The sequence below is a fragment of the Photobacterium sp. 53610 genome (assembly GCF_036409375.1).
GTDB lineage: Bacteria > Pseudomonadota > Gammaproteobacteria > Enterobacterales > Vibrionaceae > Photobacterium.
The window spans coordinates 266759-288330 of the sequence record NZ_JAXOFS010000001.1 but is presented as its reverse complement, the minus strand read 5'-3'; the positions used below and the strand labels follow the sequence as shown (position 1 = coordinate 288330).

Sequence of the window (21572 nt, the reverse complement as noted above, 5' to 3'; positions counted from 1 at the left end):
GTGTTTACTCCTGGTTAGCAGCAAACGCCTGACGATGCAGGATACTGGAAAACTCTTCCATGAAAGTCGCGTAGTTGTGTTCCAGCTTAGAAACTTTGTTCGACAGACGGTTATAGAACATGACCGCCGGAATGGCAGCAAACAGGCCCATAGCTGTGGCAACCAGCGCCTCGGCAATACCCGGTGCAACCATCGACAAGGTTGCCTGCTTCACCGCACCCAGCGCAATAAACGCATGCATAATCCCCCACACTGTACCAAACAGACCGATGTATGGACTGATAGAACCAACGGTGGCCAGAAATGGCAGATGCGTTTCCATGTCTTCAACTTCACGGGACAAAGACACACGCATCGCACGGCCGGCACCTTCCATCACGGATTCCGGTGCTTTACCGTTATTCCGGTGCAGTCGGGCAAATTCTTTAAAACCCGCGTAAAAAATCTGTTCAGTTCCGCTCAGGTTATCTTTGCGACTTTGTACTTCCTGAAACAGATGAGACAAGTCAATGCCTGACCAGAAGCGGTCTTCAAAACGTTCCGCTTTCGCCGTTGCCTGAGACAGGACCTGAGAGCGCTTGAAAATCAGCGCCCAGGAGATGACCGACATGCCCAGCAGGATCAGCATCACAATCTTGACTAGCAGGCTCGCCTGCAAAAACAAATCCAGAATAGAAAGTTCAGCACTCACTTAGGCTATCTCCGACAATATATTCTTTGGTATCACAATGGGTTTCATTGTTTGAGGGTTGACACAGGCTACCTGAACAGTGGCTTTACACAAGAACTGCCCCTCATTGTTTACTAAAACCTGACAAAATTCGATCGAGGCACGGCGCACCTGGAGCGGCCAGGTACGAACCTTGAGCTGATCGTCTAATCGTGCGCCTTTCAGGAAATCGATGTCCATATGGCTGACCACAAAGCTGTAACCCTGGTCCAGCATGTCCTGTAAGCTGACTCCGAAGCTTCTGAAAAGTTCAGTTCTGCTTCGCTCAAAGAACTTGAGATAGTTGGCATGATAAACAATCCCGCCAGTGTCCGTATCTTCGATATAGATGGTAATAGGCCACTCAAAGGCGTTTTCTTCCGTCATCCGAATACCACTGTGATGATGCATGTTGGACGCCAAAATTATGACGTCTGAGAAAATTTTTCAGCGGTAACTATACCGGAGTTAATTTACAGAATGAAACTCTCAGCCCTCCCCCGGCTTAATTTCCTTTCAATTTTTGACCCTGATGGAATTTTATTAATTTCTCAGAGCATAAAAAATACGGCCCGCAATGAAAGCGGGCCGTATCATGGACAACAATTTTGCTTCAGCTCAGACGAAGCCAGAGGATCACGGCCAGTACAGGTAAGGCAATATAGGGGCTGAACAGTACCTGCCAGTACCACCGGCGCGGCACAAAACCGACGCCAAAAATCATGGCAGTACAGCAAGACCAGATCAGCGCAGGTGAAACGACTGGACCAAAACCGCCAATCTCACGTGCGAACAGCACCGGGTCCCACATCACCAAACCGCCGGTAGCCAGCCCCATCACCAGGGCAAGCAACCGAAGCGGACTGCAGGCCAGCCACGCATGGCTGTTCTTGACCCACAGATCAATCCTATGACTCAATATCTGACTCATCATTCGCATCCATGTTCTCTGTCGTTTCCAGCCACAGCGCATTGATGATGCCAAATGAACAGGCTAACAGGACTCCCAGAATCCAGGCGAAATACCACATTGTAAGCCTCCTTAGTACAGTGAATTCTTGTTGTCTTCGATAAACTGCTTATCGAGACGACCAAACATTTTGTAATAACACCAGCAGGTGTAGCCCAGGATGATTGGCACCATCACAAAGGCAACGCCGGACATAATCTTCAGCGTCAACTCACTGGACGTTGCATCCCACATTGTCAGGCTATGTGACGGAATCTCGCTGGATGGCATGATGAACGGGAACATGGCAAAACCAAAGGTCAGGATAATACCCGCCATGGTCAGACTGGAGAACAGGAACGCAAAACCGGCACGCTCCATACGGGAAGCCAGGACAGTCAGTAATGGCATCACAATACCCAGTGCCGGCGCCAGCCACAGCAGCGGCTGTGCATTGAAATTATCCATCAGGGCGCCCGTTTTACGCAGAACTTCTTTGTTCAGCGGGTTGGATGCCGCATCTCTGACTAGGTCAGTCACGACAACATAGCCTTCCAGGTTTTTCGCCCAGAATCCCGCCAGAATGAAAGCAACCATGGTCATCAATGCCGTAATTGAAGCAACATTGCGAGAACGAGTGTGCAGTTCATCTTTGGTTTTCATCTGCAGATAAACCGCACCCTGCGTGATGATCATGGCCAGACTGACCACACCGCACAGCAACGCAAAAGGATTCAGCAGTGCAAAGAATGATCCTTTGTAGGTTGGAATCAGCAAATCACTCAGGACAAAAGGCACGCCCTGCAGCAGGTTTCCGAAGGCCACACCAAAGATCACAGGCGGTACCAGACTGCCAATGAAGATGGCTCGGTCCCACAGGTTCCGCCATTTCGGATCTTCAATTTTTGAGCGATAGTCAAAACCAATCGGACGCAGCCACAATGCCGCCAGGGTGACAAGCATCGCCAGATAGAACCCTGAGAAAGCTGTCGCATACACCAGTGGCCAAGCTGCGAACAGCGCACCACCTGCAGTAATTAACCAAACTTGGTTACCGTCCCAGTGAGGGGCAATCGAGTTAATCATGATACGGCGCTCGGTATCAGTTTTACCGATCACATTGGTCAGAACACCAACCCCCATATCAAAACCATCCGTCACTGCAAAACCGATGCACAGCACACCGATCAGCAGCCACCAGATCAGACGTAACATTTCATAATCAAACATTTATTATTCTCCTGTCCGACACTGATTACTTCATGACCGGATTTTCAGTCAAATCATACGGCGCTGGGTTCTGCTCAAAATGGTAACGGCCGGTTTTCAGGCTGCTTGGACCCAGACGAGCAAATTTCAGCATCAGATACACTTCCGCGACCAGGAAACAGGTGTACAGCGTAATAATCGCGGCCATTGACGTCAGGATATCCGACGCGGCCAGATTAGAAGCGGCCATACTGGTTGGCAGAATTTCACCGACTGCCCATGGCTGACGACCGTACTCTGCGACAAACCAACCGGCTTCAACAGCGATCCAAGGCAGTGGAATCGAGTAAAGTGCCGCACGAAGTACCCATTTTTTCTCGGTAATTTTGTGACGGCAGGTCTGAATAAAGGCAGCACCAAACACACCCAGCATGATAAAGCCACAGGCCACCATGATTCGGAAGCTCCAGAACAGCGGCCATACGGTCGGCAATGAGTCAGCCGCCGCGTTGGCAATGTCTTCCTCGGTTGCATCAACAACTTTATCTGTATACGGCTTCAGCAGCAGGCCGTAACCCAGGTCTTTTTTCACTTCATCGAAAGCTGCAATGTTTTCCGGCGATTTGTCACCAGCGCGCAGTTTTTCAAGCAGACCATACGCAACCATCCCGTTACGGATACGCACTTCGTGCTCATCTTTCAGATCACGAAGACCCGTCACTTCGGTGTCGATAGAACGCGTCGCGATAATCCCCATCACGTAAGGAATTTTAATCGCATAGTCTGTATGCATGGTTTCCTGATTCGGGATACCAAACAGTGTGAAGGCTGCCGGCGCTTCTTCTGTGTTCCATTCGGCTTCAATCGCTGCCAGTTTGGCTTTCTGGACGTCACCCAGCTCATAACCGGACTCATCACCCAGTACGATCACAGACAGAATCGATGCCATACCGAAAGAAGCTGCGATCGCGAAAGAACGTCGTGCAAACGGAATATCACGGCCTTTCAGCATGTAGTAGGAGCTGATACCCAGAACGAACATGGCACCAGTGACATAACCAGATGCGACAGTGTGAACAAATTTCACCTGAGCAACAGGGTTGAAGACAACTTCAGCAAAGCTCACCATTTCCATACGCATGGTTTCAAAGTTGAACTCTGCGCCGACCGGGTTTTGCATCCAGCCATTTGCAACCAGAATCCACAGTGCGGAGAAGTTTGAGCCCAGTGCAACCAGCCAGGTGACCACCAGGTGCTGACGTTTGGTCAGGCGATCCCAACCGAAGAAAAACAGGCCGACAAAAGTGGATTCAAGGAAAAAGGCAATGAGCGCTTCAATGGCCAGAGGGGCGCCGAAGATATCACCGACGTAATGAGAGTAGTAGGCCCAGTTCGTACCGAACTGAAATTCCATGGTGAGACCTGTCGCCACACCCAGTGCAAAGTTGATGGCAAAAAGCTTACCCCAGAACTTGGTCATGTCCTTATAGATCTGCTTTCCTGTCATCACATACACAGACTCCATGATGGCAAGCAGGAACGCCATGCCTAAAGTCAGTGGGACGAACAAAAAGTGGTACATCGCAGTCATTGCGAACTGTAACCGCGATAGTTCGACGATATCAAACATGATAACTCCTTAAGTCACCAGTCAGCTGGTAACGTACGACATAGTAGATAGAGTACGCCCGGATAGCTCTCGTGCTGGCCGTTTTCACCTGCTGAAAATGACAGCATTCCCAAACTATTAATTATACCGCGCAATACTCATCGTAAGGCTTCGCAAAAATTTCCAGCCTAAATACCTGCGTGATCCTGAACCCTCATCCGGCAGCCCTTCAGGGGATTTCACAGATGTTGCAGGCTTGTTTCGAATTATTGATTTTAATGTAAAACCATAACTCCCCAAGCTGTAACTCATACTACTGACTTCATTGTTGAGGTTCAAAGATATTTGTAAAAAAACGCATGAACCCGCAAAACAACAGACGATTTAAATGGCATAAAATCAGCTTTACCTTGCGATAGATCAAACTTTTCATCATTGCATAGTGGTGTAGATAACACTTTAAAAAAATGTGACTTTTCAGCAATAAAACACGATTTTCCGCAAAATTATTCACATCAAGCCAGCGCCAAAAACCAGAGAAATTCACGTAAAATTTCTCAGTAAAACAGCCATGGGATGATTGCATAACTATTGCTCCCTCTTTATCAAAACAAGTGCTAATACAACGTATTTAAAATCCACAGCACAAAATTATCAGATTAGTTTTTTTAATGATTAATACACTTCACCACCAACCATCCACCGAATGTAACACCAGCAGATGCAGCCAGTATTGATGCCCTGAAAGCATTTCAGGGCACTTTGTTATTAACATTTTCATGTGTAATCACGTAGACCTTGCTCGCATTTTAAACAATGCGCTGGGTCAAACATGCTTCTGCTGGTGATCCGATTTATCCGTCATAAGCCGCAAATTTTGACATGCAACGACCCCGCATCCAGCCTCAGTCCAGACTCGCATGTGCCAGTCAGCCGCTCCCCTTCACGCAAATGTTAAAAATCCTCACCGGATTTTGCGCTTAAACCCAACAATGCCCGGATAAAAAACAAACAAAAACGGAGCCTTGCGGCTCCGTTTTTAACATTTGATGATCCCGGATTTTCAGCTCTCAGGCAAATCCAGCCCGAAGTGAAGGTAAGCGCGCTGCGTCGCAATTCTCCCTCTCGGAGTGCGTTGCAGATACCCCTGCTGAATCAGATAAGGCTCCAGCACATCTTCAATAGTATCCCGCTCTTCACCAATCGCGGCAGCCAGGTTATCGAGACCCACCGGGCCCCCCATGAACTTATCAATAATAGCCATGAGCAACTTTCGGTCCATGTAATCAAAGCCGCTGCTGTCGACATCCAGCATATCCAGCGCCTGACTCGCGATGTCCGCACTGATATGACCGTTCCCTTTCACCTCGGCATAGTCCCGAACCCGGCGCAGAAGCCGGTTGGCAATCCGCGGTGTGCCCCGGGAGCGCCGTGCTATCTCAAGCGCACCTTCAGTCACCATCGACAGGCCGAGACAATTCGCACTGCGCTGAACAATGTCCTGCAAATCAGCAACTTTGTAGTATTCCAGACGCTGGGTGATTCCGAAACGATCCCGCAGCGGTGACGTCAGAGAACCCGCTCTTGTGGTCGCACCGACCAGCGTAAAAGGCGGCAGATCAATCTTAATGGAACGTGCAGCCGGTCCTTCACCAATCATGATATCGAGCTGATAATCTTCCATCGCCGGATACAGTACTTCTTCAACCTGAGGGCTGAGGCGGTGGATCTCATCGATAAACAGCACGTCATTTTCTTCAAGGTTGGTCAGCAAAGCAGCCAGATCCCCTGCTTTTTCAAGCACAGGGCCGGAAGTCGTCCGGATACTCACGCCCATTTCATTCGCGACAATGTTTGCCAGCGTCGTTTTACCCAGCCCGGGCGGACCAAAGATCAACAGGTGGTCCAGCGCCTCAGAACGCAGTTTCGCCGCCTGAATAAAAATCTCCATCTGGCTGCGAACATGATCCTGTCCTTGATAATCCTGAAGCAGCTTCGGACGGATGGCGCGGTCAATCACCTCCTCTTCTTTATTCAGGGGGTAATTACCGGAAACCAGACGGTCAGCTTCTATCATAACGCCTCACTCAATTACACCATGGAACGCAAAGCTTCACGGATTATCGTTTCACTCTGCATGCCTTCCTGTGCAACCTGAGCTACAACTTTCGAGGCCATCTGTGGTTTATAGCCCAATGCAACCAGTGCACTCACCGCTTCATCCTCGGCACGGTTCTGCGCCGATACCATTGGCTGAGCCTGGCTGGCAGCCGTATCCAGTGCAGGTGTCAACAAATCACCCTCACCCCAGCCTTTAAGACGATCTTTCATCTCAACCAGCAGGCGCTCGGCTGTTTTCTTACCCACACCCGGAATTTTGACCAGCGTCGTCACATCTTCATTTTCAACACACAGTACAAACTGACTGGCTGTCATGGCAGACAGAATTGCCAGTCCCAGTTTCGGACCGACACCATTGGCCTTAATCACTTCCCGAAACAGATCGCGTTCGCTTTTCTTATTAAAGCCGTACAGCAGCTGGGCATCTTCACGCACCACAAAATGTGTGGCGATCGTCACTTCCTTTCCCGGCTCCGGCAACTCGTAAAAGCAGCTCATCGGCATCTGGACTTCGTATCCGAGACCACCGGCTTCAATCACCACTTCCGGTGGCTGTTTTTCTATGATGATTCCACGTAATCGGCCAATCACTGCCTTGCCTCTATCTCGCAAACAAAATTGGCCCTAGGATAATCAAGTGCTGGATGGATATCCAGCCCTTTATCGGTGCAGCAATGAGATTAGTGGCGCACCTCAAACTGTCTGGCGGGAGACCAGTGCATTCAGACTGTCGGCCAGTCCTTTCAGGGTTTCAACCCGGCGGGTCAGCTCTGCGCCCTGCAATGCAACCTGATCAGACACCTGATTGGTCTGAACCACACTTTGCGCCACATCGGTGCTCGTTTGGTTAAGCTCTTTTAACGACTGAACCTGACCACCCAGCGTCTCTGCCAACTGATTGACATCATCAGACAGCCCGGTGATCTCCGTGATAATCCGGCCCAGTTCAGTTGCAGTGGCATGAATGACTTTCTGCCCCAGCTCAACTTCCGTTTTGCTTTTTTCAAGTAATCCTCTGATTTCCGTCGCTGACGCATTACTCTTTGCCGAAAGTTTGCGGACTTCATCCGCCACCACAGCAAAACCACGGCCAAATTCTCCGGCACGCGCCGCTTCAATTGCAGCATTCAGCGCCAGCAGGTTGGTTTGCTCCGCAACCGCGGTAATCAGATCCGCAGCCGTCATCACTTCATTATTACTGCTCTGAATTCGTGCAATGGCATCTGTTGACGCCTCCAGCGACGCAGAACTGTTTTGTGCCTGCTGTTCAATCGTTTTACTTTTCTGCCTGAGCTCAATCACGAATCGATCCGACTCATCCAGACTCTCGGTCATTTGTTCAAGTTGCTGACTCATCTGCTCGGCAGCACTGGCCTGAGACAGACAATTCTGATTGAGGTCTTTCACCTGACCGTGAAGGACATCCGACTGCGCTTCCAGCTCTTCCGACACCTGAGCCAGCTGACCGGCATTATCACTGGCTCGGGTCATGATATCCGCCAGCGCCTGTTCACCGTGTTTTGCCTGCTCAGCCAGTGAATAACTGGCCCGTTCAGCCTCAAAGGACTTCGTCAGTGCCGCTTCACGCTGCCGCACGGTAAAAGACTGCGCAATCCCGATCACGACCAGCGGCAACAGCAGCCCGGACCAGGTCTCCAGTTGCTCCGCGGCTGGTGTCAGCACAAGATGCGGAAAATCATGCCCCGCCAGATGTTCTTTGACCATCCAGGCCGAAATCAGCACAACCACGGCACTCCAGACCATCGCCGTCACCGGCCTTGCGGCCAGGAAAAAGGCAACGATCAGTAATGGCATCCAGAACGCCTGGGTCGATACCACAAGACCACCGCTCTGATACACAATATTGACGGCGTGAATCACCATGCCAAGAAAGCCGACATTAATTGCCAGCTCAATCTGTTTCAGCCACCGGACAATCAGGCCGGCACAAATTTCACAGCCAATGAGCGTCACCGAAGTCATCACCAGACTGGTGTGCGAATGACTGGCCCATTTTATCCAGCTGTAGAGACCAACAAAAAAAGAGATGAGGGTGAAAAATAGCAGGGTATCAACCAAGCGGGCCTGTTCGCCTTGCCACTCTTCCGATGAGGGAAGGAACAGACCGCGCCAGAATGCGACTGGGGACATGAGGTTATCCTTGTCTTTGTTTTTATTAGAGCTTCAACAGAGCTCTGACCACTATATTCCAGTTAACAAGGAAGTAACAAAGAAAAAAGCAGCACTAAGCTGCTTTTTTTGATCTGTTCTACACAACGAATACCCTGAAAGGATATCCGCCGGATTTGGATAAACGTCCGGTACTATCTGTACCGGCCCCGACGGGATCCGGTTGCTTGCCCAGCCATAGCGGCCAGCGTTTTGTAGGTATGCGCATGACAAATTGCCACAGCCAGTGCATCCGCTGCGTCCGCCTGGGGTTTTCCGGGCAGTTTCAGCATATGGCAGACCATGTGCTGCACCTGGACTTTATCTGCACTGCCCTTGCCGACGACCGCCTGTTTGATCAGGCGCGCCGCATATTCGTTTACCGGCAAATGCGCGTTCACTGCTGCCACAATCGCACTGCCCCGCGCCTGCCCCAGCTTCAGCGCTGAACTGGCGTTCTTGCCCATGAAGACTTCTTCAATCGCAAAGGCATCCGGACGGAACTGAGTGATCACTTCGGTGACTCCGGCATAAATCTGATGCAAGCGCCCCGGAATATCCTCACAGCTGGTACGAATGCAACCGCTGCCCAGATATTCCAGTTGTCTGCCCACCTGACGAATCACACCATAACCGGTAATTCTGGAGCCGGGGTCAATCCCTAAAATAATAGCCATCTGACTTACAGCTGCGCTGCCACCTCATCGGAGATATCACCGTTATGGTATACCTCCTGCACATCGTCCAGATCTTCAAGCACATCAATCAGACGCAGGAGTTTTGGTGCGGTTTCCGCATCCAGATCGGCTTTGGTCGACGGGACCAGCGTCACTTCAGCGTTCTGCGCTTCAAAACCGGCACTGTCGAGTGCGTCTTTCACGGCACCAAAATCTGCCGGTGTGGTGTAAACATCAATGGAGCCATCATCGTTGCTTTCCACGTCATCCGCACCACCTTCCAGTGCTGCTTCCATGACTGCATCTTCATCCAGCCCCGGCGCGTATGAAATCACACCTTTTTTATCAAAGAGATAGCTGACGCTTCCATCCGTACCCAGATTGCCACCAGCTTTACTGAATGCATGGCGAACCCCGGAAACAGTCCGGTTACGGTTGTCCGTCATACACTCCACCATGACAGCAGTACCGCCCGGGCCGTAACCTTCATAAATCACGGTTTCAACGTTATCGTCACCCTCGCCACCCGCACCACGACTGATGGCACGATTAATGGTGTCGCGGGTCATATTATTTGAGAGTGCTTTATCGACTGCAGCACGCAGGCGCGGGTTACTTTCGGCTTCCGGTCCGCCTTCTTTGGCAGCGACCACAATTTCCCGGATTAATTTTGTGAAGATTTTACCGCGTTTCGCGTCTTGCGCTGCTTTACGGTGTTTGATGTTGGCCCATTTACTATGACCTGCCATAACAATTCTCCGATTGTCTGCTCCCCGAAGGGAACGAATGTACTTTGAGGTTGTTTCCCGGAATCATGTCACCGGGAGGCGTTGATCACTGTTCAGAACACGGTGTGAAATCGTTCATGTGATGGTATGAAGTTTAAAATACAATGTCTTGAAGAGTGATCGGGCTGGCAGAACAGCCAGCCCGGAATAAGCCGATCAGGCTTCTGCTTTTTCTGCGTCTTTCGCCGCAACTTTCACTGCAATGGCCAGTTCTTCCAGCGCCGCCGGATTCGCCAGGCTTGGTGCGTCGGTCATCAGACACGCTGCCGCCGTGGTTTTCGGGAAAGCAATCACGTCACGGATGTTTTCTGTACCGCACAGCAGCATCACCAGACGGTCCAGACCGAACGCCAGACCCGCATGCGGCGGCGTACCGAATTTCAGTGCATCCAGCAGGAAGCCGAATTTCAGTTGCTGTTCTGCTGCATCAATACCCAGAATGTTGAACACAGCCGCCTGCATATCTGCATTGTGGATACGGACTGAACCGCCGCCCACTTCATAACCGTTAATCACCATATCGTAGGCATTCGAGTTTGCCGCTGCCGGATTTGCAGCCAGCTCTTCAGCCGTCACACCCAGTGGTGAAGTGAACGGGTGGTGCATCGCATGCAGGTTCCCCTCGTCATCTTCTTCAAACATCGGGAAGTCAACCACCCACAGCGGCGCCCATGCAGACTCATTCGTGATACCCAGATCTTTACCCAGTTTCAGGCGCAGCGCACCAATGGCTTCGGCCACTACGTTCGCTTTATCTGCACCGAACAGAATGATATCGCCAGATTGTGCACCGGTACGTTCGATGATGGCGTTGATGATCTCTTCTGTCAGGAATTTCGCAACCGGAGACTGAATGCCTTCCATGCCCGCGCTCAGATCGTTCACTTTCAGCCATGCCAGACCTTTCGCGCCGTAGATAGCCACGAACGCAGTGTATTCGTCGATTTGCTTACGCGTCAGCGCTGCACCGCCAGGGACACGCAGTGCTGCAACACGGCCTTTTTCATCATTTGCCGGACCGGAGAACACTTTGAAATCCACATCTTTCAGCAGATCCGCTACATCGACCAGTTCCATTGGGTTACGCAGGTCAGGTTTATCAGAACCGTAACGGCGCATGGCTTCTTCATACTTCATGATCGGGAACGCGCCCAGATCAACATTCAGCAGTTCCTGCCACATGTCTTTGATCATTTTTTCAGTGACGGCGCGCACTTCTTCCGCACTCATGAAAGACGTTTCGATATCGATCTGAGTAAATTCCGGCTGACGGTCAGCACGCAGGTCTTCATCACGGAAACATTTCACGATCTGGTAGTAACGGTCGAAACCAGACATCATCAGCAGCTGTTTGAACAGCTGTGGCGACTGAGGCAGTGCATAGAAGCTGCCTTTATGAACACGGCTCGGCACCAGGTAGTCACGGGCACCTTCTGGTGTTGCTTTTGTCAGAACCGGCGTTTCGATATCCAGAAAAGCATTCTCATCCAGGAAACGACGCACAAAGCTTGAGGCTTTCGCACGCAGCTTGATGCGGTCACTCATTTCCGGACGACGCAGGTCCAGGTAACGGTACTTCAGGCGCTGCTCTTCTGTGTTCTTCTGGTTGAAGTCCAGCGGCAGGACGTCAGAACGGTTGATGATTTCCAGACCTTTGGCAATCACTTCCACTTCACCGGTGGCCATATCTTTGTTGATCTGACTGTCCGGACGCAGGCGGACTTCACCGGTCAGACGGATACAGAATTCATGACGCAGATGGTTCGCAACCTCAAAGATATCTTTCATATCCGGGTCAACCACTACCTGAACAATGCCTTCGCGATCTCGCATATCAATAAAAATAAGACCGCCTAAATCACGACGGCGGTTAACCCAGCCGCAAAGCTCCACGGTTTGTCCCGCATGGGACTTGTTCAGGTGACCACAATATTGGGTGCGCATAAGAATTTCCCGATCTGTTTACTTACAATCCTGTGTGTCCGTCTGCAAATGAGAATGACAGACACCAACTGTGCCAATTCCGGCCGTGATTTCCTCACCACAATCGGAGGATTTAACGCCCGGAACAAAATAACGAGGCATTATAAATGAAAAATCCCACTGTAGGGAAAACCTCAGGCTGAAATCAAGCAAAATAGCCCAATTCACAGCCATATGGTTGACCGCATGGCGGGATCTTCTCCACAATGCAGCCAGAATACGGTTTGATTCCCCCTAAAAATGTTCAGCAAGGTTTCTCAATGGATTTTTCCTCTCCGCTCAGAATCGGTATGGCCATGTGGTCTCACGCTCCCTGGCAGCGCAGCTTATATGGTCGCGGCTGCCCTTCAACCGAACGGCTGAGCCGGTATGCAGAAACCTTTTCGACCGTAGAAGGCAATACCACCTTCTACGCCACGCCGAAACCAGCCACTGTTGTGAACTGGCATCAGGCGACTCCTGAAGACTTCCGTTTCACCTTCAAGCTGCCCAAAACCATCACTCATCAATATAAGCTGATGCACTGTCAGAGCCAGCTGAGCGAATTTTTCCAGGTGATGGCACCAGTGGCTGAAAAAACCGGGATCTGGAAAATTCAGCTGCCCGCCAGCTTCGGACCGGCTGAACTGCCTGCACTTTCCGCATTTCTTAAACAGCTTCCCCAGGATATGCCGGTTGGGGTCGAAGTCCGCCATCTGGCATTCTTTGCCAAAGGTGAAGATGAAAAAGCCCTGAACCGCCTGCTGATAGAACACCAGGCAAACCGCATCATAATGGATACCCGGCCGGTCTTTTCCGCCCCGCCAACCACTGAAGCCGTTATCGATGCGCATCAGAAAAAGCCAAAAGTCCCGGTTCATGCCATCGCTACCGGACATCACCCGGTCGTGCGCTTCATCGGCCACCCCGAACTGGCCGAGAATGATGCCTTTTTTGCCAACTGGCTGCAGCGACTGGCGCTATGGCTGAATGAAGGCAAACAGCCCTATCTCTTTATTCATACGCCGGACAATGACTTTGCCCCTGAACTGGCGGTCCGGTTGTACCGGCAACTTCGGCAGCAGATGCCCCTCAACACGATGCTGCCTGAGCTCAAGCTGCCCGAAGGCGGCGATCAGGGAACACTGCTGTGAACACCGCTCGTTCCGACCTGGGCACCGACCGCCATCGAACCAAATCGCAAGACAAAAGGCATGATTTTATCTACAATACGCGCCTTTTCAGCTGGAGAGGGACCCTCTGCACAGCAAAGAACGCCGACTGGCTACCCCGTCCGACGTTCTACGGGAGTATGGAATCCCCGATGTTCTGGTAATGAATGTGAGGTAAGGACAATGGCAGGCCACGACAATCTGTTCGCCGCCCCGATTGACAAGCTGGGTGATTTTACCTTTGACGAGCGAGTCGCCGAAGTATTCCCGGATATGATCCAGCGCTCCGTGCCGGGCTACAGCAATATCATCTCTGCCATTGGCATGCTGGCTGAGCGTTTTGCCACACCGGATTCCAACGTGTATGACCTGGGGTGCTCACTGGGCGCTGCAACCCTGTCGATGCGCCGTCATCTCAGCCAGTCCGGCTGCAAAATCATTGGCGTCGACAACTCGCCTGCCATGGTTGAGCGGTGCCGTCTGCATGTGAACGCCTATCGTTCCGAAACCCCGGTTGAAATCATTGAAGCTGATATCCGGGATGTGGATATTCACAATGCATCCGTTGTGGTGCTGAACTTCACGCTGCAGTTTCTGGTTCCGGAAGACCGCCGGCAGCTTCTGGAAAAAATCTATGCCGGTCTGCGTCCGGGCGGGATTCTGATTCTGTCGGAAAAGTATGTTTTTGAAAACAGTCAGGCTCATGAACTGCTGATCGACCTGCATCACGATTTTAAACGTGCCAATGGGTACAGCGAACTGGAAATCAGCCAGAAACGCAGCGCCATTGAAAATGTGATGCGTCCTGACAGCATTCCGACACACCGGGCCCGTCTGACTGACATCGGCTTCAGCAGTGTGGAAGTCTGGTTCCAGTGCTTCAACTTTGGCTCTATGTTTGCCATTAAGTAACGTCAATTCATCTGAAGGTCCTGTTTCGCCCCATGTTTAGCTTTTCTGAATTTTACCGTTTACTGGCCAACGACGAGCAACTGCGTCCCTGGCTGAATGTTTTACCGCAGCAACTGTCGGACTGGGAAGCTGCCCAGCACGGTGACATGGGTCGCTGGATACGGGCACTGAAAAAATTTCCGACCGATAAGCCGGATTTAATCGACCTGAAAACCCGGGTCAGTGTGGACAACGAAATTCCGGTTGCCGATGGTGAGAAAAAACGCCTGGAAAGCCTGCTGCGCCTCCTTCATCCATGGCGGAAAGGTCCGTACCATATCCACGGCATCCACATTGATACCGAATGGCGTTCCGACTGGAAATGGGATCGTGTCCTGCCCCACATCTCCCCGCTGAAACACCGGAAAGTGCTGGATGTCGGCTGCGGCAACGGCTATCACATGTGGCGTATGCTGGGCGAAGGTGCAGCCCTGACTGTCGGGATCGACCCGTCCAATCTGTTCCTGATCCAGTTTGAGGCGATGAAGCGCCTGATGGGACAGGATGAACGAGCCTACCTGCTTCCTTTAGGGATTGAACAACTGCCTGAGCTGAAAGCCTTTGATACCGTTTTCTCCATGGGCGTGTTGTATCACCGCCGCTCTCCGCTGGATCATCTGCTTCAGCTGAAAAACCAGCTGCGTCAGGGCGGTGAGCTGGTTCTGGAAACGCTGGTGATTGAAGGGGACGAAAATGCCGTGCTGGTTCCTGCACACCGGTATGCACAAATGCATAACGTCTACTTTTTCCCGTCTGCAAAAGCTCTGAAGGTCTGGCTGGAAAAAACCGGCTTTGTTGACGTCAAAATTGTGGATGAAAATATCACCACCACAGATGAGCAGCGCTCGACGGACTGGATGACAAATAATTCACTCCCTGAATATTTAGACCCGCAAGATTCCTCAAAAACGATCGAGGGCTATCCAGCCCCCCGCCGTGCGGTCCTTGTTGCAACAAATCCTGACTGAAGGTTAACAAAAGGGTGCTACCCGCATCCTTTTTTGTGCGCTAAACTACGGCCCCCTAAAGAAAAACTTATAAAAGACTATACAATTTTTGCGGGAGTGCGAATGCTTGGCCGTGGCGCGACTTTGATTGCATTGACCTTTCTTTCCGGCTGCTCAATGCTCAAGACAGAACAGGTTAATCGACGGGACACCAATACACTGACAGCGATTGAGATGATGGAAACCAATGTACATTTCCGTCTGAACCGCATGTCACAACAAATTAATGAACAAAATGAAAACATTGCTAAGTTAGAAAAAGAGCTATCATCAATGTCAGAAGAACTGAATAAAGTAACTTCTGTGCCACCCCCTAAACCTGAAGTGATTGTTGAGAAAAAAATAGTGCCAGTACCACAAAATTCTATCGACATCGATCCAAAAACTGCCCATGGAAAAGTCATTCTGGGTGAAGAGGAATGGGTCTGGCTGGATTCAGTACAATCCTTTTTTAAAGCAAGGGTAGACACTGGCGCGACCACCTCTTCAATCAATGCCCTGGATATCCAGGTGTTTGAGCGTGACGGCAAACAATGGGCCCGCTTCAACCTCAGTCATAGCGGTGAAGAGAATCAGCCTGCCGACCAGATTGTCGAAGCGCCAGTCATTCGCTGGGTCAAAATCCGACAGTCCTCTGCCGATGATTCAGAGCGCCGCCCGGTGGTAGAAATGTGGCTGAAGCTGGGTAAATTGCATGAGAAAGCTCAATTTACTCTGGCAGACAGAACACAGATGACCTATCCGGTATTACTGGGCCGGGAGTTCTTTAAAGACGTGGCATTAGTTGACGTCGGTAAACAATTTGTACAGGGACGATAATCGCATTCCGTTGGGGCATAACCTGGTTACTGCCCCATTTTCATATTCATCACTTTGCTGATTCAACCAACAAAGGGAAAAATATTCATATTCAGAGGTTGTCATGTCGTCAAGAGTTCCGTTTTATTTTCTCATTACCTTGCTCGTCATTGCCGGCGCCGCACTGAGCCTTTACCGTCATGATGTCTATGGTGTGCCATGGACTCCAGGTGAAAAACGAGCCCTGTGGGAGCTGGAGGCGCGCATTGAATTTGACGCCATTGGTAAGGCCGTCAAAGTTTCCATGGCTGCCCCGGAAACCCAGAAAGGCTTCACCCAGATTGATGAAAGCACCTCTTCTCCCGGCTATGGTGTCGCTTTAATTGATACCGATCAGGGCCGCCGCGCCGAATGGTCCATTCGCCAGGCTTCAGGCCGGCAAGTGCTTTATTATAAAACCCAAATGCTGGTCGACCCTCTGGCCACCTTCTCTTCCGACAAACCCAAAGGCGCACCGGAATCCCCCAGTCTGGACAGCCCTCAGGAAACCGCTGCAACGGCCATTCTGACTCAGGCCAAGGCATTGTCGGCAGATAACCTGACCCTGACCCGTGAAATCCTCAAACAGCTGAATGACAGAAATAACCAGAACGCCTCACTGCTGCTGAATTCTTTCAAGAAAGAAAACGTGGTTGTTTTTTTGCTTTCCATGGAAGGCATTCATGCCCGTCTGGTGGGCGGCTTACAGCTTGAAGATGGCCGCAGACGTCAGAGCATCACACCGATGGTTGAAGTCTGGGGTGGCGAAAAATGGCACCTGTTTGACCCACACACCGGCCAGGAAGGCAAACCCAATGATGTGCTGGTCTGGAACCAGCAAGGCCACTCCCTGCTGGATGTGATTGGCGGACGCAATTCCAATATCAGTTTTTCAATTATTTCTCAGGATATTACGCCTCAGCAGGCCACCCGGGAAAAAATACAGGCGGAAGACCTGCTGAACTTCTCCATTCACAGTCTGCCGATTGAAGAGCAGGCAATGTTCAAAACCATCATGCTGGTGCCAATTGGCGCTCTGATCGTGGTGTTCTTGCGTATTATTGTCGGTCTGAAAACATCGGGAACCTTCATGCCGGTACTGATTGCTGTCGCCTTCGTGCAGACACAGCTGGTGACTGGTGTTCTGGGATTCCTGCTGATCGTCGGCACCGGTCTGATCATCCGGGGTTATCTCTCGCGGCTGAACTTACTGCTCGTCGCCCGGATTTCTGCGGTCATTGTGTCGGTCATACTGATCATCTCTATTTTCACCGTCGTAGCCTTTAAGATCGGCCTGGTGGAAGGGCTGACCATTACCTTCTTCCCGATGATCATCCTGTCATGGACCATCGAACGGATGTCCATTCTGTGGGAGGAAGAAGGGGCAAAAGAAGTGCTGATTCAGGGCGGCGGCTCGCTGCTGACCGCGATTATTGTCTATGTCGCGATGACCAATGACCTGATCCGCCACCTGACCTTCAACTTTATCGGTCTGCAACTCATTGTGATGGCTCTGATCCTCATGCTGGGTAACTACACCGGCTACCGCCTCAGCGAACTGCGCCGCTTTAAGCCGCTGGCGGAGGATTAAACCATGTTTTTATCCCGTTACACCATGCCATGGCGGCTGCGTGAGCGCGGCATTATGGGTATGAACAAGCGAAATCACAGTTATATCGGCCGGTATAATGATCGCAGTTTGTTCCCGCTGGTCGATGACAAACTGAAAACCAAGATCCTTGCCCAGCGCGCAGGCGCCACTGTCCCTGAACTCATCGGGGTGATCCGGAGTCAGGTTCATGTCAAAGAAATTCATGACATGGTCCGAGACTGGCCCGGGTTTGTCATTAAGCCCGCACAGGGCTCTGGCGGTAAAGGCATTCTGGTCATTGTCAAACATGAAAACGGCCTGTATACCAAGCCCTCCGGTGCCGTGATCAACAAACAGGATGTTGAGCGTCATATCACCAATACCCTGGCCGGCCTGTTCTCGCTGGGGGGAAAAAACGATGTGGCGATGGTCGAAAATCTGATTCAGTTTGATGATGTCTTTGATGGCTTCAGCTTTGAAGGCGTGCCGGACATTCGGGTGATTGTCTTTAAAGGTTATCCGGTGATGGCCATGATGCGTTGCTCGACCGCAGCCTCCGACGGAAAGGCAAACCTGCACCAGGGCGCAGTCGGTGTCGGCATTGATATTGCGACCGGAAAAGCCGTGCGGGCGGTTCAGTTTAACCAGCCGGTTGAACATCACCCGGATACCGAGCGCCAGCTGAGTGAACTGTGTGTTCCCAACTGGCAAAAACTGCTGGAGCTGGCATCTGGTGCCTGGGAAATGACCGGGCTGGGCTATCTGGGGACGGACATGGTGCTGGATAAAGTCCGGGGACCTATGGTCCTGGAGCTCAACGCCCGTCCCGGACTGGCGATTCAGATAGCCAACGGATGTGGCTTACTGCCACGCCTGCATCACATTGAAAGCCTGGGCACGCCGTCCAAGATCCCCTCTCCTGCCGAACGAGTCGCTTATGCCGCTGACCAGTTTGGTGCAAAACCACTGTTTTGATATCTATCAGGCCCCAATCCAAGATTGGGGCTTTCTTCATCTGACTGATTCATCGCATAATCACTGAAAGATATCATCAACTTGCCAGAGAAAGCCGATGTCAGAAGACCTGCACTTATTTGATCAGCATATTGACCGTACCCGCAGTAACAGCATCAAGTGGAAGAAATATCAAGGCAGAGATATTTTGCCTATGTGGGTTGCCGACAGTGATTTTAAGGTACCGGATGCGATTTCCGGCGCCCTGCATCGTCATGTCGACCACGGTATTTTCGGCTATGGCTCGGCACCGGCTTCCTTAACCGAACTAATAGTTGAACGGATGGCGGAGCGATATCACTGGCACATTAAACCAGAATGGATTGTCTATCTGCCCGGTTTAGTCAGTGGTCTCAATCTGGCCGTTCGCGCCTGTACGGACAGTCATGAAGGCGTCATCACGCCAGCACCGATTTATCCCAAATTCGTCACGGCAGCAAAATTTGCCCAACGGCCTCTGACTTTATCCCCGGTCAAATTGCAGCATGAACGCTGGCTGACGGATCTTGAAGCAACCGAAGTGCCGGACGACAGTAAGCTGATGCTGTTCTGTAATCCCCTCAACCCGGGCGGAACCGTGTATACTCGCAGTGAACTGAACACGTTGCACCGCTTCGCGAAAAAGCATGATCTCATCGTCTGTTCTGATGAGGTTCACTGCGACCTGATTTTAGATGAAGAGGCACACCATATTCCTTTCGCCAGCCTGGATGAAGATGCAGCGCAACGCTCCATTACTCTGATTGCACCGAGCAAAACCTTCAACATTGCCGGACTGGGTGCCGCAATGGCCATTATTCCGAGTTTTGAGCTCAGACGTCGCTTCAACCGGGTCCGGGCCGGGATTGTACCTGACATGAACGTACTGGCCTACACCGCGGCTGAAGCTGCCTACCGGGATTGCCAGCCCTGGCTGACGCAACAGCTCAATTACCTGCGCCAGCACCGAGACCGGCTGATGAAAGAGATCAACGCAATGCCCGGGCTGAAACTTCACCCGATTGAAGCCACGTATCTGGCCTGGATAGATGCTTCTGAGTTGCCTGTTGAAAATCCGCATGCCTTTTTTGAAGCGGCTGGTGTCGGCTTTTCTCCCGGTGCAGATTTTGGGCATCCGGGCTTTATCCGAATGAACTTTGCGTGCACAACTGATACACTGACGCTCGCCATCGACCGGATGCGCCATGCAATTGAATCGATTGGTTAATATCCAAACAAATCCGCGTTAATTTCTCTAAAGATTTTTGTAAAGCGTCCGATAGAGAGTGTACAGGTTTTATTTTTTGTCGGACTCCATGCAAATCCATACCCTAGACAAAGCGCAGCTGATCAGTGAAGTACAGCTCGGTTACTCCCTCAACCATGCGGTTGAGCAGGGTCGCCGTTCTGACTTCGCGTTGATGCTTGCGATGCTGTCGCCGGATTACCTGGAAACTGTCCCGACAGAAAAACCCCTGCCTCCCGGAACCACGGAAGAGCAGCTGCGGACCTATTTTGAGCTGCAGGACCCGGCCCCGCTCACCACATCCGAGTACTGTTACCCGCGGGGTGCAGAGCAATCCGATGCTTTCCATCGCGGTGGACTGATTGCAACTCGCTTGCTGAGTTCCTTACAGCCGATTGCCATTACCTTCCCGCCTCAGGACACCAAAGGCATGCCGGAAGAGCTGTACCATAACCTGTCCGGGCATGAGCGCCGCCGTCTCCCTCCGGTTCAGCAGGAGCCAATGAAGGGTTCGCCACAGGATCTCTACATGAACCTCATCCGCGCGAAACGTTCCGCAGAAATGTATGGCACAGTAGCCAAATTCAACTGATCAACCTCACCGATTATTCCTTTTATATTTCAGTCAATTAGATATGTTTTTCGTGATGGATCACAAAGCGAAAAATTTCGTGACAGGTGTCATAAGCCGAACAATCGAATACCGCTTTCCATAAGTGCTTAACTAAGATTTAACAATATCGGGGTGTTATTAGTTTACATAATAACGAATAAATATTGATGAAAGGCTCCTTCTTGGTTGAAGCATCATAACAATATCTATGTATCCAAATAATAGGAAGATTGCGCTATGAATATTGCAGACTCAGTGATCCTGATTACAGCTGCAGGCTGCCCATTAGGAAAAGCAGCGTCGTTCCACTTTGCTTCACTGGGGGCAAAAATTGCCCTCGTGGATACAGAATCAGATCGGTTGGAGACCAACTACAAAGAATGCAAAAGTCGTGGCGGTGACTGCTTTGCACTTTGTCTGCCGGATAATAAAGAGTCCACGATCGCCCATGCGATCGAATCGGTTCATGAGCATTACGGAAAAATTGATGTGCTGATTAACTGCTGGTTAGGCGTTGATATGCCGATGCTCTTAACCCAAACATCTGTCGAAGAATTTTGCCAGCTGATGACGGAAGGCACCTCTGCTTTCCTGTCATTCGGAAAACAAACAGCCGGTTATATGCGGGCGCACAACCAAAATGGCGTGATAATCAATCTTGCCGCCTGCAGACCGGACAACCCGGTCCCGCTCAACAGCAGTTCCAGAGCCATGCTGGCCGGATTTACTCAGAGCTGGTCCAAAGAACTGGCTCAATACAAAATCCGGGTCGGTGGCGTATTTCCGCTGATTTTCGACGAAAAGCAGGATCTGCCGCCCAGTACGCTGCTCAGTCTGCCGATGCAGTATGAGATCGCCCGAAGCGCTGAGTACATCGTCACCAATGACTATTTTAATGGCCGCATGATTGAAGCCGAAGTCGTCTGAACACAAACGTCGTTCATACAGATGCACACAAAAAAAGAACCC

21 protein-coding genes are annotated in these 21572 nt (G+C 51.1%); 9 read left to right on the top strand and 12 right to left on the bottom strand.

Annotated features, from left to right (window positions below):
• Positions 1-4: 4 nt before the first annotated feature.
• The 12 genes from tolQ to aspS all read right to left on the bottom strand — a co-directional run bounded on the left by tolQ (position 5) and on the right by aspS (position 12175).
• Complete coding sequence (gene tolQ / locus SPK40_RS01395) at positions 5-691, bottom strand: protein TolQ (RefSeq protein ID WP_248140834.1); 687 nt, start codon at positions 689-691, stop codon at positions 5-7.
• Complete coding sequence (gene ybgC / locus SPK40_RS01390; RefSeq protein WP_330959834.1) at positions 692-1096, bottom strand: tol-pal system-associated acyl-CoA thioesterase; 405 nt, start codon at positions 1094-1096, stop codon at positions 692-694. It abuts the gene before it with no gap.
• A 226-nt stretch (positions 1097-1322) separates the two neighbouring features.
• Positions 1323-1628 carry a cyd operon protein YbgE gene (gene ybgE / locus SPK40_RS01385; RefSeq protein ID WP_248140838.1) on the bottom strand — a complete coding sequence of 102 codons (306 nt, stop codon included), beginning with the start codon at positions 1626-1628 and terminating at the stop codon, positions 1323-1325.
• Positions 1618-1740, bottom strand: a complete 123-nt coding sequence (gene cydX / locus SPK40_RS01380; RefSeq protein ID WP_248140839.1) for a cytochrome bd-I oxidase subunit CydX — start codon at positions 1738-1740, stop codon at positions 1618-1620. The genes ybgE and cydX overlap by 11 nt, the downstream gene beginning before the upstream one ends.
• A gap of 11 nt (positions 1741-1751) precedes the next feature.
• The gene (gene cydB, locus SPK40_RS01375; protein WP_330959177.1) at positions 1752-2888 is read right to left on the bottom strand and encodes a cytochrome d ubiquinol oxidase subunit II; all 1137 of its coding nucleotides are present in this window, start codon (positions 2886-2888) and stop codon (positions 1752-1754) included.
• 25 nt (positions 2889-2913) lie between these two features.
• On the bottom strand, positions 2914-4497 hold the full coding sequence (gene cydA / locus SPK40_RS01370; RefSeq protein WP_248140842.1) for a cytochrome ubiquinol oxidase subunit I: 1584 nt from the start codon (positions 4495-4497) through the stop codon (positions 2914-2916).
• A 1042-nt stretch (positions 4498-5539) separates the two neighbouring features.
• Entirely contained in the window at positions 5540-6553 is a 1014-nt protein-coding gene (ruvB, locus tag SPK40_RS01365; protein ID WP_248140843.1) for a Holliday junction branch migration DNA helicase RuvB, read from the bottom strand.
• Between the two features lie 14 nt (positions 6554-6567).
• Entirely contained in the window at positions 6568-7188 is a 621-nt protein-coding gene (ruvA, locus tag SPK40_RS01360; protein ID WP_330959176.1) for a Holliday junction branch migration protein RuvA, read from the bottom strand.
• A gap of 102 nt (positions 7189-7290) precedes the next feature.
• Positions 7291-8748 carry a methyl-accepting chemotaxis protein gene (locus SPK40_RS01355; protein WP_330959175.1) on the bottom strand — a complete coding sequence of 486 codons (1458 nt, stop codon included), beginning with the start codon at positions 8746-8748 and terminating at the stop codon, positions 7291-7293.
• 173 nt (positions 8749-8921) lie between these two features.
• Positions 8922-9443: a crossover junction endodeoxyribonuclease RuvC gene (gene ruvC, locus SPK40_RS01350; RefSeq protein WP_248140846.1), complete on the bottom strand. Its 522-nt coding sequence runs from the start codon at positions 9441-9443 to the stop codon at positions 8922-8924.
• Between the two features lie 5 nt (positions 9444-9448).
• Positions 9449-10192: a YebC/PmpR family DNA-binding transcriptional regulator gene (locus SPK40_RS01345; RefSeq protein ID WP_248140847.1), complete on the bottom strand. Its 744-nt coding sequence runs from the start codon at positions 10190-10192 to the stop codon at positions 9449-9451.
• A 195-nt stretch (positions 10193-10387) separates the two neighbouring features.
• Positions 10388-12175: an aspartate--tRNA ligase gene (aspS, locus tag SPK40_RS01340; RefSeq protein ID WP_330959174.1), complete on the bottom strand. Its 1788-nt coding sequence runs from the start codon at positions 12173-12175 to the stop codon at positions 10388-10390.
• 299 nt (positions 12176-12474) lie between these two features.
• On the opposite strand from aspS, the gene SPK40_RS01335 reads away from it, so the two are divergent.
• The 9 genes from SPK40_RS01335 to SPK40_RS01295 all read left to right on the top strand — a co-directional run bounded on the left by SPK40_RS01335 (position 12475) and on the right by SPK40_RS01295 (position 21530).
• Positions 12475-13347, top strand: coding sequence for a DUF72 domain-containing protein (locus tag SPK40_RS01335; protein WP_330959173.1), 873 nt, complete (start codon positions 12475-12477; stop codon positions 13345-13347).
• 201 nt (positions 13348-13548) lie between these two features.
• Positions 13549-14277: a carboxy-S-adenosyl-L-methionine synthase CmoA gene (cmoA, locus tag SPK40_RS01330; protein WP_330959172.1), complete on the top strand. Its 729-nt coding sequence runs from the start codon at positions 13549-13551 to the stop codon at positions 14275-14277.
• A gap of 32 nt (positions 14278-14309) precedes the next feature.
• Entirely contained in the window at positions 14310-15284 is a 975-nt protein-coding gene (gene cmoB, locus SPK40_RS01325) for a tRNA 5-methoxyuridine(34)/uridine 5-oxyacetic acid(34) synthase CmoB (protein ID WP_248140854.1), read from the top strand.
• A gap of 102 nt (positions 15285-15386) precedes the next feature.
• Positions 15387-16142: an ATP-dependent zinc protease family protein gene (locus SPK40_RS01320; RefSeq protein ID WP_371929406.1), complete on the top strand. Its 756-nt coding sequence runs from the start codon at positions 15387-15389 to the stop codon at positions 16140-16142.
• A 103-nt stretch (positions 16143-16245) separates the two neighbouring features.
• Positions 16246-17751 carry an inactive transglutaminase family protein gene (locus tag SPK40_RS01315; protein WP_248140857.1) on the top strand — a complete coding sequence of 502 codons (1506 nt, stop codon included), beginning with the start codon at positions 16246-16248 and terminating at the stop codon, positions 17749-17751.
• Positions 17752-17754: 3 nt separating this feature from the next.
• A complete protein-coding gene (locus SPK40_RS01310) occupies positions 17755-18726 on the top strand; it encodes an alpha-L-glutamate ligase-like protein (RefSeq protein ID WP_248140859.1) in 972 nt (323 codons plus the stop codon).
• Between the two features lie 97 nt (positions 18727-18823).
• A complete protein-coding gene (locus SPK40_RS01305; RefSeq protein WP_330959171.1) occupies positions 18824-19972 on the top strand; it encodes a MalY/PatB family protein in 1149 nt (382 codons plus the stop codon).
• An 88-nt stretch (positions 19973-20060) separates the two neighbouring features.
• A complete protein-coding gene (locus SPK40_RS01300; RefSeq protein WP_248140862.1) occupies positions 20061-20582 on the top strand; it encodes a VC2046/SO_2500 family protein in 522 nt (173 codons plus the stop codon).
• A gap of 258 nt (positions 20583-20840) precedes the next feature.
• Positions 20841-21530, top strand: coding sequence for an SDR family oxidoreductase (locus SPK40_RS01295; protein WP_330959170.1), 690 nt, complete (start codon positions 20841-20843; stop codon positions 21528-21530).
• Positions 21531-21572: the final 42 nt, after the last annotated feature.